Annotated in this window: 11 protein-coding genes and 1 pseudogene; 10 read left to right on the forward strand and 2 right to left on the reverse strand. The window is 71.3% G+C overall.

Annotated features, from left to right (window positions below; genetic code table 11):
- Positions 1 to 369 precede the first annotated feature (369 nt).
- The 9 genes from cseB to IF11_RS0101620 all read left to right on the forward strand — a co-directional run bounded on the left by cseB (position 370) and on the right by IF11_RS0101620 (position 11,192).
- The gene (gene cseB, locus IF11_RS0101580) at positions 370 to 1,122 is read left to right on the forward strand and encodes a two-component system response regulator CseB (protein ID WP_030349532.1); all 753 of its coding nucleotides are present in this window, start codon (positions 370 to 372) and stop codon (positions 1,120 to 1,122) included.
- A gap of 2 nt (positions 1,123 to 1,124) precedes the next feature.
- On the forward strand, positions 1,125 to 2,435 hold the full coding sequence (locus tag IF11_RS0101585; protein WP_051745324.1) for a sensor histidine kinase: 1,311 nt from the start codon (positions 1,125 to 1,127) through the stop codon (positions 2,433 to 2,435).
- Between the two features lie 198 nt (positions 2,436 to 2,633).
- Entirely contained in the window at positions 2,634 to 3,860 is a 1,227-nt protein-coding gene (locus IF11_RS0101590) for a cytochrome P450 family protein (RefSeq protein ID WP_030349534.1), read from the forward strand.
- A gap of 83 nt (positions 3,861 to 3,943) precedes the next feature.
- Positions 3,944 to 4,813, forward strand: coding sequence for an AfsA-related hotdog domain-containing protein (locus IF11_RS0101595; protein WP_030349535.1), 870 nt, complete (start codon positions 3,944 to 3,946; stop codon positions 4,811 to 4,813).
- Positions 4,810 to 5,457: a methyltransferase family protein gene (locus tag IF11_RS0101600; RefSeq protein ID WP_051745325.1), complete on the forward strand. Its 648-nt coding sequence runs from the start codon at positions 4,810 to 4,812 to the stop codon at positions 5,455 to 5,457. The genes IF11_RS0101595 and IF11_RS0101600 overlap by 4 nt, the downstream gene beginning before the upstream one ends.
- Positions 5,454 to 6,452, forward strand: a complete 999-nt coding sequence (locus IF11_RS0101605; protein ID WP_157848399.1) for an NAD-dependent epimerase/dehydratase family protein — start codon at positions 5,454 to 5,456, stop codon at positions 6,450 to 6,452. Before IF11_RS0101600 ends, IF11_RS0101605 begins: the two co-directional genes overlap by 4 nt.
- Positions 6,449 to 9,139 (forward strand): PEP/pyruvate-binding domain-containing protein, encoded by a 2,691-nt coding sequence (locus IF11_RS0101610; protein WP_051745327.1) that lies wholly within the window; start codon positions 6,449 to 6,451, stop codon positions 9,137 to 9,139. The genes IF11_RS0101605 and IF11_RS0101610 overlap by 4 nt, the downstream gene beginning before the upstream one ends.
- Positions 9,136 to 10,074 carry a hypothetical protein gene (locus IF11_RS0101615; RefSeq protein ID WP_030349539.1) on the forward strand — a complete coding sequence of 313 codons (939 nt, stop codon included), beginning with the start codon at positions 9,136 to 9,138 and terminating at the stop codon, positions 10,072 to 10,074. The genes IF11_RS0101610 and IF11_RS0101615 overlap by 4 nt, the downstream gene beginning before the upstream one ends.
- A gap of 77 nt (positions 10,075 to 10,151) precedes the next feature.
- On the forward strand, positions 10,152 to 11,192 hold the full coding sequence (locus tag IF11_RS0101620) for a glycosyltransferase family protein (protein ID WP_030349540.1): 1,041 nt from the start codon (positions 10,152 to 10,154) through the stop codon (positions 11,190 to 11,192).
- A 34-nt stretch (positions 11,193 to 11,226) separates the two neighbouring features.
- On the opposite strand, the gene IF11_RS0101625 is transcribed toward IF11_RS0101620, so the two are convergent.
- Complete coding sequence (locus tag IF11_RS0101625; RefSeq protein ID WP_030349541.1) at positions 11,227 to 11,526, reverse strand: hypothetical protein; 300 nt, start codon at positions 11,524 to 11,526, stop codon at positions 11,227 to 11,229.
- Between the two features lie 178 nt (positions 11,527 to 11,704).
- Here IF11_RS0101625 and IF11_RS0101630 point away from each other — a divergent pair.
- Positions 11,705 to 12,334: pseudogene (locus IF11_RS0101630) on the forward strand (aminotransferase class V-fold PLP-dependent enzyme); the annotation flags it as partial.
- 130 nt (positions 12,335 to 12,464) lie between these two features.
- On the opposite strand, the gene IF11_RS0101635 reads toward IF11_RS0101630, so the two are convergent.
- A complete protein-coding gene (locus tag IF11_RS0101635; protein ID WP_030349543.1) occupies positions 12,465 to 12,923 on the reverse strand; it encodes a VOC family protein in 459 nt (152 codons plus the stop codon).
- Positions 12,924 to 13,365: the final 442 nt, after the last annotated feature.

Raw genomic sequence — 13,365 nt, forward strand, 5'->3', positions numbered from 1 at the left:
CCGTCGCCGACCGCTGACGCATGGGACCGGGCGGAGTTGGGTTGTCGTCATCACGGCCGCCGCGGCGATCGTGCTGGGCCTGGCCCTGACCGGATACGCGTCCGACACGGGTGTCCGGGACGCGGGTGCGGCCGCGGACCTGCGGGCGCCGGCGGACCTCGCCCCGCTGGGGCCGGACGAGACAGTCCTCGGAGATCCGGCCTCTCCCGCACTGGAGCCGTGCTCGCCCCCTGCCAGTGTCGTTCTCTCCCGGCACGGCGTCCCCGGGAGCCTTCCGCCCTCCGCGGCCGGCCGTATCTCTCTGTCCGCTCTCCCCCGTACGTTCATCGACGGCATGCCGTCCCGTGCCGGAACAGCGAGGACTCTGCCATGACCACCGCCCGCCCCCTCCTCGACGAGCCCGCCGGACCGCACATCCTGTTCGTGGAGGACGACGCGGTGATTCGCGACACCGTCCGGATCGCGCTCCAGCGCTACGGCTTCACCGTCTCCACCGCGGCCGACGGCCTCACCGGCCTCGAACTCTTCCGGAGCGCGCACCCGGATCTGCTGCTGCTCGATGTGATGCTGCCGGAACTCGACGGTATCGGACTGTGCCGGAGAATCAGGGAGTTCAGCCTCGCACCGATCCTCATGGTGACGGCGCGCGGCGACGACCTGGACATGATCTCGGGTCTTGAGGCGGGCGCCGACGACTATGTGGTCAAGCCGTGCGAGAGCGCGGTGCTCGTCGCGCGCATCCGGTCGCTGCTGCGCCGCGCCTCCTTCACGTCTGTCCGTGAGGAGCCCGTGCGTGAGGAGGGCGCCCCGGCGCGCGCCGGGGCGGCGGACGGCCGGGGCGTCCTCGCCTTCGGCGACCTGACCATCGACACCTGCGGCATGGAGGTACGGCGCGCGGGCGAGATCGTGGCGCTGACCCCCACGGAGCTGCGGCTGCTGCTCGTCTTCGCCGCCTCGCCCGGTGTCGTGCTGGAACGGCGGACGCTGCTGAGGAAGGTGTGGGACCACGCCTGGGACGGTGACACCCGGGTGGTCGACCTGCATGTGAAGCGGCTGCGCGCCAAGATCGACGCCGAGCGGATCGAGACCGTACGCGGCTTCGGATACAAGCTGCGACGTTGACGATGCCCGAGCGTCGGCTGTCCTCCCTTGCCTCCGGGTTCCGGCCGCGGTCCTTGCAGTGGCGCATCGCCGGGCTGGTGGCCGCGGCGACCTGTCTGGCCGTTGTCGTCCTGGTGGTGCTGGTCCACCAGGCCTCGCGCGCCTTCGAGTTGGAGCAATCCCGCTCGGTCGCCATGCTCACGCTCGAACGGGCCGCCGTGTCGTACTCGCGTACGGGGCTGGTGAGCGGTACGGGCGCCGAGCTGAACGCGGCCGGGGTGCCCCGTGAGCTGCGCTCGCTGGTGCGCGAGGGGCGGCACGGTACGGAGTACGCGGACGGTCCCGACGGCCCCGCGATGTGGGCGGCGCGCCCCGCGGGCCCGCGGATCCTGTCGGTGCGGCTCTCGTTGAGCACCACGCTGGGCAATCTGGACGCGTTCAACAAGAGCATTCTGCGGGCGGGCCTGCTGACGACCGTGGTCGTCATGCCGCCCGTCTTTCTGGTCGCCCGCGGGATGAGCCGCAGACTGCGCAAGGCCGCGGGCACCGCCCGGCGGATAGCGGCCGGTGATCTGGACGCCCGGATATCGGCGCGGCCCCGCCCGTTCGACGAGATAGCCGAGATCTCCGGCGCCGTCGACTCGATGGCGGCCTCGCTCCAGGCGCGGCTGCGCGGCGAGCAGCGCTTCACGGCCGATGTCGCCCATGAGCTGCGTACGCCGCTGATGGGCCTGATCACCGCCGCCGAACTCCTCCCGGACGGTGAGGCGGAGCGCTACGTACGGGACCGGGTGCGCGCGCTGTGCGCGCTGGTGGAGGATCTTCTGGAGATCTCCCGGCTCGACGCGGGAGTGGAGCGCGCGGACCCGCAGCACTGCGCGCTGGTGGAGCTGCTCGAAGAGACCGTGGAGCGGGTCGCGGTCCCGGCGGAGGTGCTGGTCCGCGGGGCGACGGACCCGGCGGACGTACGGGTGTGGACCGATCCCCGCAGGCTGGAGCGCATCGTCGCCAACCTCGTCGTCAACGCGTACCGGCACGGCCGGCCGCCGGTGACGGTCACGGTGGGGATGGACGCCGACACCGGCGTGCCGACGGTCTCCGTACGCGACAGCGGCCCCGGCTTCCCCGCCGGGCTGCTCGACGACGGCCCCCAGCGGTTCCGTACGGGCGCCCGTGAACGCGGTACGGGACACGGTCTCGGGCTGACCATCGCGCTCGGACAGGCGCAGGTCGTCGGCGCCACGCTGACGTTCGGCAACGCGCCGGACGGCGGGGGCGCCGTGGTCGTCGTACGGCTGCCGCGCGGTCCGGCGGCGGAGCCGATACCGGGCTGACACCCCGTCGACACCGTACAGACATCCGGCTGACGAGCTGTCGCCATACAGCCGAGCCCGCCCCGACCTCTCGCCCGGCCCGGGGCGGACACATTCGCCTCGCAGGATGGCATCACTTCGCGGCTGGCCGGGCCCCTCGTCGGCCATGGACCGCGGAGCGCACCTGAACTGACGACGTTCCAGGGAAGGACCGCCGCAATGAACGTGAATGCCGCGCGAGAAGAGACCAGGACCGACGAGACCGTGGTCGACCTCGCCGCGTACGGCGCGCGCTTCGTCGAGAACCCCTATCCCGTGTACGCGGAGTTGCGCGCGAAAGGACCGGTGCACCGGGTCCGCCTGCCCGGCCAGGAGCGGGACTGGTGGCTGGTCGTCCGCAATGAGGAGGGCCGCCTTCTCCTCGCCGACGCGCGCTTCAGCAAGGACTGGCGCTCCTCCGGGGTCTGGCCGGCCGACGCCCTGCCGATCAACGAGAACATGATCGAGAGCGATCCGCCCAAGCACACGCGCCTGCGCGCCCTGGTGACCCGCGAGTTCACCTCGCGGCGGATCGAGGCGCTGGCCCCCCGGGTCCATGAACTGACCGCGGATCTCCTCGACTCGATGACCGCCGGCCCGGACGCGCGGGCCGATCTGGTCGCCGCCCTCTCCTTCCCGCTCTCCATGTCGGTGATCTGCGAGCTGCTGGGCGTACCGGACCTGGACCGGCAGTCCTTCAAGGTGTGGTCCAACGAGATCGTGGCCTCCACCTCTCCGGAGGCGACCGTCGCGGCCGTGCAGGCGGTCACCGCCTATCTCACCGGCCTCATCGAGCAGAAGCGCGCCGAGCCGGGCGACGACCTGCTGAGCGCCCTCCTGCGCACGACCGACGAGGAAGGGGACAGGCTGAGCCCGGACGAACTCGTCGGCATGGCCTTCCTGCTCCTCGCGGCCGGGCACGAGACCACCGTCGGGCTCATCTCCAACACGGTGCTGGCGCTGTTGCGCCATCCCGACCAGCTCGCGCTGCTGCGGTCCGACTACTCCCTCGCCGGCAACGCGGTCGAGGAGACGCTGCGGTACGACAGTCCGGTGGAGAACTCGACGTACCGGTTCGCCACCGAGGACATGGACTTCTGCGGCGCCCGCTTCGAGAAGGGCGATCCGGTCCTCGTGTCGCTCGCCTCGGCCGGGCGCGACGCCGAACGCTTCGAGGACGCCGACCGCTTCGACATCACCCGCACCGCGCGCGGACACCTCACCTTCGGCCATGGCATCCACTACTGCCTGGGTGCCCCGCTCGCCCGGCTGGAGGCCCGGGTCGCGGTCCGGGCCCTGCTGGAGCGCTGCCCCGAGCTGCGGCTCGACACCTCCGAGCCCCTTGTGTACCTGCCGGGGATGCTCGTCCGCGGGGTGCGCCGGCTGCCGGTGCGCTGGACCGCGTGACCGCGCTCCACTCCACTCCCCCTCTCCCCCCTCTCCTGTCTCTGTCCCGAACACCCCAGCACCCGAGCACCCCGGAGCACTCCATGAGTACCCATACGGTGAACCCGGCGCGCGACACGGCCCGTAGCCGGATCAGCAAGATCAGTACGGACGACAGCCATACCTTCTTCTTCGATCACCCCCTCGACCACATACCGGGCATGCTGGTCGTGGACACCGCCCTGCGTCAGGCGGAGGACATGGCCGCGCGGACCGGCCGGGGCGCCGCGGAGCCGCTGCGGGTCCGCGCCCTCGACCTGGCGTTCAACGGTCTGTGCGAGCGGAGTTCCGACGCGTTCGTCCATCTCGCGGAGGGCGTGCCCGGCGGGCGCGCGCTCACGGTGGACGTACGCCAGGACGGCACGAGCGTCTGCTCGGGCTCGCTGCGGCTGGAGCCGGCCCCACGACGCGAACTCTTCACGGAGGAGCCCCAGGAGGAGCCCCGAGGGGAGAGCCGCCCGGCACGCGCGCCCGCGGAGCTGGTCCACAAGCGGTCCGAGGACAACGTTCTGATCGGGCCGCTGACGCGGACCGGCGAGCACGCCTACACCACCGTCATGCTCGGGCCGCCCGCCCACCGCTGGCCGGATGTGCACCCCGCGACGGTGCTGGTGGAGGCGATCCGGCAGACCGCGACCGCCACTTCCCACACCGCGTGGGACATCCCCACGGACTGGCAGTACATCCTGATGGCGATCCGCCTGTCGCTCTCCGACACCCGGACCTGGCCCACCGCCCCCGAACTGCTCTGCCGCGTCAGCCCGTTGAAGGGGCGGGCCCGTGGCGGGATCGATATCGACGTCCTGGTGCGCGGGGCACAGGTCGGCCATATGCATCTGGAGGCGCGCGCCGTCCCTCCGGCCGCCTACCGACGCATGCGCAAGGCGCAGAGCAGCGAAGAGGCTACGCGATGAGGCAGTGGATCACCGAGAAGTTCCCCGCCCTCTTCTTCGTCACCGGATTCCTGGCCGGCGCCGGCGCTCTCGTCCGGGCCGCCGGGGACAGCGCGAGCCCCGCCTTCCCGATGCCCGCCGTGATGATCGGCGTCTATCTCTGCTGGGTCCTGCTGGAGGCGCGGATCACCTTCCGTACGGCGCGGATGCGGGACACCGAGGACGACCACGGCACGGAGATCCTCTACGGCCTGTCACGGTTCGCGACGGTCCTGGCCGCCCTCTACGGCCCGCTGCCGGACGGAGCGCCTCTGCTGGCGGCCGGCCCGCTGCTGCTCCTGCTGGCCGGGATCGCGCTGCGGCTCGTCTCGATCCGTACGCTCGGCGCGTTCTACTCGCACCGGGTACGGAAGGACGCCGACCACCGGGTCGCCACCTCCGGCCCGTACCGGCTGCTCAGGCATCCGGCGTACGCGGGGATGATCCTCGCCCATGTCGGGCTGGTGGCGTATTTCCTCAATCCGTTCAGCGTCGCGCTGTTGCTGCTGCTGTTCGTCCCCGCGGTCGTGCGCAGGATCTCCGTCGAGGAGAAGGTGATGTCGACCGTCGCCGGCTACCGCGACTTCATGGCGGGCCGCAAACGGCTGGTGCCGTTCCTGTGGTGACGGAGGCGCGGGGCGCGGACCGGCTGCCGAGGATCGCGCTGACCGGGGCCACCGGTTATGCGGGCGGCGCCTTTCTGCGGCACCTGTCGGGGATGTCGTCGCCCTGGCCGGTCACCGCGCTGGTGCGGCAGCCGCCGCCGCGCCGGCTCCCGTTCGTCACCTACGTACAGGGCGAGATCCCGGGGCGGCTGCCCGTCGGCTTCCCGCCCCCGGGCACGGACGTCCTGGTCCATCTCGCCAACGAGAACCGGAGCCGCGACCGGGAGGTGCTGCACGCCGTGAATGTGGCGGGCACCCGCGCCCTGCTCGGCGCGGCCCCCGACTCCCTGAAGGGCGTGCTGCTCGGCAGCTCCATGTCCGTCTACGGCAGGGGCGCGCAGATCAGGGTGGCCGAGACGGCGCCCGTCCGGCCGTCCACGGAGCTGGGCCGGGCCCGGCTGGGCGCCGAGCGCGCAGTGGCCGAGAGCATGCGGCGCTGCGGGGGAACGGCGTATCTGCTGCGGCCCCGGTTCATCACCGGCCGGGACGACCTCTCCTTCCTGCCCGGCATCCGCAGGCTTCGACACCTGCCCCTGCGGGTGCGCGCGGACCGGACCCACTTCAGCGTGATCGATGTCGAGGACTACGGCTCGGTGATCGCCCAGCTCGCGCGCCGGGTACTGGAGCGTGCCGCGCGCGGTACGCCCGTACGTACGGCGGTGAACGTCGGCTACCGCAGGCCCGTCGCCCTCCAGGATCTGTTCGACCTGCTGGCGCCGCCGCCGGGCCCGGAGCCCGTCCGCTGGCTGCCCGCCGCTCCGGTGCGGGCCGTGTGTGCCGTCCTTCCCGGGCACGGGGCGTCCCGGCTCGGCGAGCGGCTCGAACTGGTCACCCGCTCGCACTGGGCCGATGTCGGCCTCCTGGAGAGCGAGATCGGAACCGCCCTCACCGCGAAATCACCGGAAACGGTGGTGCGCTCCTACCGGGCGTACGAACCCGAACAGGAAGCCTCATGATCGAGACACTCGGCGAAGCCATGTCCCCCGACGCCGTCGGCTGGAAGTTCGCCCGGCTGAAGACCCTCCATGAGCGGGGTGTCCGGGTCCCGGGACTGTTCTGCCTCACCGGCGCGGCCTTTCACCGTGCGGTGGCGCCGGTCGCGGACACCATCGACGCGCTGGTACGGGAGACCGATCTGGACGACTGGGAGCGGGTGTGTGCCACCAGCGCCCGGATCCGTGACGTCATCGCCGGCGCGGGACTGGGCCCCGAGGTGGAACGGGCCCTCGAAGAGCGGCTGGCCGCCGACTTCCCCGACGGTCCGCTGCTGGCGGTGCGCGCCTCCGTCATCGGCGCCCCCGGCCAGGGCGAGGACTCTGCGCAGAACCCGTTCGCGGGCATGAGCGACAGCTTCCTCTACGTCCCGCCGTCCGGGGTCAAGGAGGCGGTGCTCAAGTGCTGGGCGTCGGCGTTCAGTCCGGAGGGGCTGCTCTACCGGCACCGTCAGCGCCTGCCGTTCTCCGGGCTGTCGGTGGCGGTCGGCGTCCAGCGGATGGTGTTCGGGGAGCGCTCCCTCGTCCTGTTCACCTGCGATCCCACCAGTTACGCGCGCGATACGGTCATCAGCGCGAGCTGGGGCATCGGCGAGGGCGTCGTCCAGGAAAAGGCCCCGGTCGACCACTACTTCGTGCACTCGCGCACCGGGGACGTCGAGAGCGTCGTGGCGCGCAAGACGACGATGGTCACGCTCGACGCCGAGCGCGGGCACGGAACCGTCGAGACCGCCGTGGCGGGCGAACGCGTCGACGTCCCGGTCCTGAGCGACGAGGAGGCCCGGTCGCTGGCCGCGCTCGGCCGCGACATCGAGCAGGTCTTCGGTGAGCCGCAGGACATCGAGGCGACGATCACCGAGGACGGCCTCGTGCATGTGGTGCAGTCACGCCCCGTCACCATCGAGGCCGACCGGCACCGCATCTGGAGCAGCGCGAATGTGTCAGAGAGCTTCCCGGACACGACGACCCCCATGACGTACTCGGTGGCCCGCCGCTTCTACTGGCTGCTGAACTACGACTATCTGCGCCGCAGCGGGGTCCCCGAGAGCGAGCTGCACGATCTGCACGAGACGATGACCCGGCTGCTCGGCTTCCTCGACAACCGCATCTACCACAGCATCAACTCCTTCATCAGGATGCTGTCCGCCGTGCCGATGTTCGACAGCGTCCGGCGCGACTGGGAACGTCTCGTCGCCGAGCTCGACACCTTCTACCACCACGAGTCCGCGAAGCCCGCGGGCCTCCGTGCGCGCGGGCGCCGGGCGGTCCGGCTGGTCACCGGCTGGGGCCGGGTGGTACGCGGCTACCGGGCCCTGCCGCGCGACTTCACGGACTTCCAGGAGCGGTGGAGCGCACTGCTGCGGGAGGTGCGGACCGGTACGACCGCGAGCGAGCATCCGCTGAAGCTCGTCGCCGACTACCGGCACACCTGGCGCACGGCCGGCCAGTTGTGGGGCATCACACTGGTCAACTACCAGTTCATGGTGCTGTTCCACAAAGCCGTCGAGCTGGCCATGGACCGCTGGGGCGTCGATGAGCAGGAGACCCTCTTCAGCCAGCTGCTGTGCGGGGGCCGGCAGCTCAAGGGCGCGGAGATCGCGCTGAGCGCGGTGCGGCTGGCCGAACTGGTACGCGCCGACGCCGGACTCCACGATCTGTTCCTCGACGGGCAGCCCCGGCCGATCTGGGACCGCCTGGAGGCCGGGAAGCTCCCCCGGGACTTCACCGAGGAGGTGCACCGGCACATCGAGCGGTACGGCGACCGCGGCATCGCCGAACTGAAGCTGGAGAAGGCCAACCTCCGCGACACCCCGTGGGAGCTGATCCGGCTCGTCCAGCAGTACGCCGCGAGCGATCTGACCGTCGCGGACATGGAGGAGGTCGAACGGGCCACGCGGCTGGCCGGTGAGGAGCTGCTGCACGGCAAACTGCCGCGCGCCCGGCTGCGGCGCGCCGTCCTGCTCGGCCTGTTCGACCGGCTGCGCACCACCCTGTACTACCGGGAGGTGGGCCGGTACATGCGCAGCGAGCTGTTCGGCTACAGCAAGCAGGTGATCCGCGCCCTGGGCGTGGAGCTGCACCGCCGCGAGGTGCTGGCCGACCCCGAGGACGTGTTCTTCCTCGACCTCGACGAACTCTTCGGTTTCGTGGACGGGACCGGCTCGACCCGTGATCTGGCGGGGCTGGTCGCGATCAGGCGGCGTGATCTGGAGAAGTCCCGCGCGCTGCGGCCGTTGCGCGAGTTCGCCACCGGCGATGTGGTGGCCACGTCCGTACCGCAGGAGGAGGAGGTCTCGCCCGCCGATACGGAACGGGGTCTCGCGCTGCGCGGGCTCGGCTCGTGCCCGGGGAAGGTCCGCGGATACGCGCGCGTGCTGTCGAACCCCGGCCTGGACGGGGATTTCCCCGCCGACAGCATCCTCATCACCCGCGAGACGGACCCCGGCTGGCTCTATCTCATGCTCGCCTCGAAGGGGATCGTCGTCGAGCGCGGCAGCCTGCTGTCGCACACCGCCATCACCGGCAGGAAGTTCGGCATACCGACGATCGTCGGCGTGCCCGACGCGACCCGGCGGATCCCCGACGGGAGCCTGATCGAGGTCGACGGGGGCACCGGCAGCGTCGTGATCCTGGACGAGGCCCCGCGATGAATCCGCTGCGCGCGTTCTGGCGGTTCTTCTCCGGGCGCTTCCCCGCCCCCCGCTATCTGGCGTACGTGGTGCTGTGGCCGGCGGGCATCCTGGGCGCGCTCGTACCGCTGCGTCCGCCGGGCGCGGCGGTGGGGCCGGGCGTGGCCGAGCAGGTGTGCGGCGCGCTGGCCGTGTTCGTGATCCTGTTCTTCATGCGGGCGGTCGATGAGGTCAAGGACCTGGACTACGACCGGGAGTTCAACCCCGGCCGTCCGCTGGTGACCGGCGAGACGGAGGTCGCGGCCGTCCGGGTCTATCTGGCGGGGTCGGCGGTGGCCGCCGTGGCGCTGAGCGCGGTCGTGGGCGCGGCGGCGGTCGTGGCGGCGGTGCTGATCATGGCGTACAGCCTGTTCCTGCTCCTGCTGGAGAGTGTCTCCGAGCGCTTCCGCGAGAGCGTCTGGGGAAACATCGTCGTCACCATCCAGCTCAAGACCGGACTGGTCTGCTACGTCGCCCTGTTGGCCCGGTCCGGCGGTGCCGGGACGCCGGCTCTGCCGACGGCGCTCGTGGTGCTCTCCTTCGTACTGGCCTATCTGCACTGGGAGATCGCGCGCAAGACGGTACGGGCGCGGTTCGCCCTGCCCGGCGAGAAGCTCTACTCGTCGGCGCGCGGGGCCGCGTGGAGCCTGGGCGCGGCCGTGGCGCTGATGCTCGCCGCCTGTGCGCTGCGCGTCGCGGTGGCCCTCGGGCCGGACGCGGCCGAGGTGCGGCCGGCCGCTCTGGCGGTCCTGGCCGTACCGCTCGCGCTCGTCCTCTGGAACGTCCTCGCCTTCCGTGGTCACCGCGAGGCGCGGCATACCGGCGGGGGGCCGGCGTTCGCGGCGTATCTGGCCTTTCTCGCGGCGGGCGCGGTGCAGCCGGCGCTCATGGGCGGGGCGCCGCCCTGGTTCGGCTGAGGCAGGCCCGCTCACGGGCCGCGCTTCTCCCTCTCGCTTCTTTTTTCTGTTCCTTCTGTCGAAATGTGTGGTGTGTCATGAACGGACGTGTGATCTACGCCGACTTCGAGTACCCCATCCCGCTGGGTGGCGCGCGCATCCTGTCGGCGCATGTGAAGCTGCTCGCCGAGGCGGGGGTGGACGCCTACCGCTGGTCGCCGACGCCCGGCTTCCGGTACGCGTGGTTCGACGACAGCGGCGTACCGACGCTGTCGGGCATGGAGATCGATCTGACGGCGGACGACCTCCTGGTCGTCCCGGAGATCTCGGTCCTGCCGGGCCACGACCCGGCGCCTGGCGCCCGCAAGGTCGTGTTCAACCAGGGGCACTTCCTCACCTTCCTCACCAGCGGTGCCGTCGACCGGTATCCGGGTTTCACCCCCGACCCCGGCATCTGGACGATCTCCCGGGAGAGCGTCGACATCCTGGGCCGCGCGCACCCGTATCTGCCCACGCCCCTGCTGATCCCGAACCCCATCGACGGCGAGCTGTTCCGGCCCGCCGAGCGGCGGGTGGCGAGCATCGCGTGGATGCCGCGCAACCGGCCCGCCGAGTCGCTGCTGCTGGAACGGCTGCTGCGCGCCGATCCGCGCTGCGAAGGTGTCGAACTGCGGCCGATCCGGGGGCTGAGCCACGAACAGGTCGCCGAGGTCCTCGCCGACACGTCGGTCTTCGTCGCGCTCGGCTCACCGGAGGGAGAGGGGTTCGGGCTGCCCGTCGCCGAGGCGCTGGCGAGCGGCTGTCTGGTCACCGGATATCCGCTGGGCGGCGGCGAGGAACTCTTCGAGGCGCCCTCGGCCTGGCGCGTACCGGATCTGCGTACGGGCCTGCTGGCCGACCGCGCCCTGGAGCTCGTCCGGCGGCCGGAGGACGGGGTACGCGCCGAGGGGCGCCAGTGGCTGCTGGAGCGCTACCACCGCAAGACGACCACGGACGCGCTGCTGGAGGCGGTCGACGCGGCCCGGACCCTGCCGGGCGGCCCGGCACGTGCCACGCATTTCCTGGCCTGGTCGGAGGAGTACCGGCCGTTCTTCGTGTCGCAGGTCGCGGCCATGGAGGCGGCGCACAGGCCGAGTTGAGCCCGCCGCACTGAAATGGTCGGGTCGCCGGCTTTCAGTGCCCCCGGCGCGGGCGACGCAGACCGCGCCGCCCGGGCCGGCCGGGCGCACCGCGGCTCAGTCTGAACGGGTCGTCGGGCGACGGGACCGGCGTCTTGCGTTCCGCCTGCGCCTGGATCTCGTAGTGGGACTCGTGAGCGGTCCCGTAAAACGCCTCGTCGTACGAGGCGATGGCTCCGCGGACGGCCGTGCCGGCCAGACCGCGGCGGCGCACCAGGGATGCCAGCCAGGTGAAGAAGCCCATGATCACGGCAAGGGCGCCGGCGACTATCAGGAGCGGCACGAGCTCATCCATGGGATCGAGCCTACGTGCCGCTCTCCCCGGAGGGGCGGGGGCCGACAGGGTCGACGAGCGTTGCGCGGCGCTTGCGGGCCGGACCGTATACGTAGTTCTACGTACGTCCGAGTCCGAGACCTATGCCTGGGGAAGGCCGACCGTGGATCTGCGCTACTGGCTGCCGCGCGCGGTGGATGTGGCTGAGCGATGGGGCGAGCGGTTCGGTCCCTTCGAGGCGCATACGGCGCACCGGATCGACGACGAGGCGTTCGCCGACGCGTTCGGCCTCTTCGCCAAGCGGATGGCGGACAACTACCCGTTCTTCCATCCGCGGTACGCCGGGCAGATGGTGAAGCCGCCGCATCCGGCCGCGGTGGTCGGCTATCTGACGGCGATGCTGTTCAACCCCAACAACCACGCGGCCGAGGGCGGTCCGGCGACGACCGGGATGGAGCGCGAGTGTGTCGCCGCGCTGGCCGGGATGTTCGGGCTGGACGCGCATGTCGGCCATCTGACGACCAGCGGCACCATGGCGAACCTCGAAGCGCTCTATGTGGCCCGCCGGTCGCACCCGGACCGTGGAGTGGCCTACAGCGCGGAGTGCCACTACACGCATGAGCGGATGTGCGAGGTGCTGGGCGTGCCGGGGCAGCGGGTGCCGGTGGACGCGCACGGGCGCATCGACCTGGACGCCCTGGAGGGCCTGCTCAAGTCGGGCCGGATCGGCACGGTGGTGGTGACCACCGGCACCACGGGGCTGGGCGCCGTCGACCCGGTGCACGAGGTGCTGCCGCTGGCACGGCGGTACGGGGCGCGGGTGCATGTCCGCGGCCAGCTGGTCAGCCGGATGGGGTGATCCACCGGGCCGTCTCTCCCGCCCGGCCGGCGCCCGCGCTCCTCCAGGGGGTCCGGGCGCCGGTCGGCGGCGTCCTTCGCGGCGTACGCGTGGCTGTCCCTCAGCCGCCGTCGGCGGGGGAGGGATCGGCGAACACGCCGTGCAGCATGCCGGTCGCCTGTCCCACCTCCACCAGATAGCCGTCGGGATCGCGCAGATAGCAGCGGAGCTCGGCCTTGCGGTCGAGCGGCTCGGTCAGAAACCGCGCGCCCTTGGCGGTGGCCTGTTCGTAGAACGCGGCCAGATCGGCGACCCGCACATTGAGGAACGACGACACGGGGTCGCCGGGCTCGGGCGCGGTGAGGACGACCTCGGGCTTGTCCGGGGTCGGTCCGCCACCCGGGTTCATGATGATCCAGCCGTTGGCGATCTTCACGATGCCCGGGTTCTCCGCGAGCACCACCTCGCCGCCGAGGATGTCCGCGTAGAAGCGGCTGGAGACATGAACGTCCCGCACGGTCAGGAAGTGTGTCAGGACCAGCCCCTGCTCAGGGGCCGGCAGGTCCTTTTGCTTCGCCATGGGTGTCGCCCTCTTTTCGGCCTGCGGGGAGTCCGGGCAGTCGTCTCCACCCTGCTGGCACCGGGGTCCCCGGGCAACTCGGCGTCCGGACGCGTCCGGGCGTCAGCGCGGGGGCTGAACATTCTCGCCGTCCGCTTCGTATGAACCGTCGGTGGCGCCGACTCGCGCTGAACAGCCGTGCCTCAGGCCGCCATTGACATGATCGAAGACTTGTCCAATCATCATCCAAACAGGTGTGCCAGTGACATGAGCGATGCGAGTGATTGAAGGCCCATGCTGATCAAACTGGTGAGTGAAGAGGCGCGGGTGGACGGATGAGACGCCCCGATTCCGCGCCCGGCCGGCTGACTCGTCCCGGTTGATTCGTACCGGTTGATACGTACGGGCTCACGCGTACTGGCTCACGCGTACGGGTTGGCACGTACGGGTTGGCACGTACGGG

Origin of the sequence: Streptomyces scopuliridis RB72 (genome assembly GCF_000718095.1) — a bacterium.
GTDB classification, from domain to species: Bacteria; Actinomycetota; Actinomycetes; order Streptomycetales; family Streptomycetaceae; genus Streptomyces; species Streptomyces scopuliridis.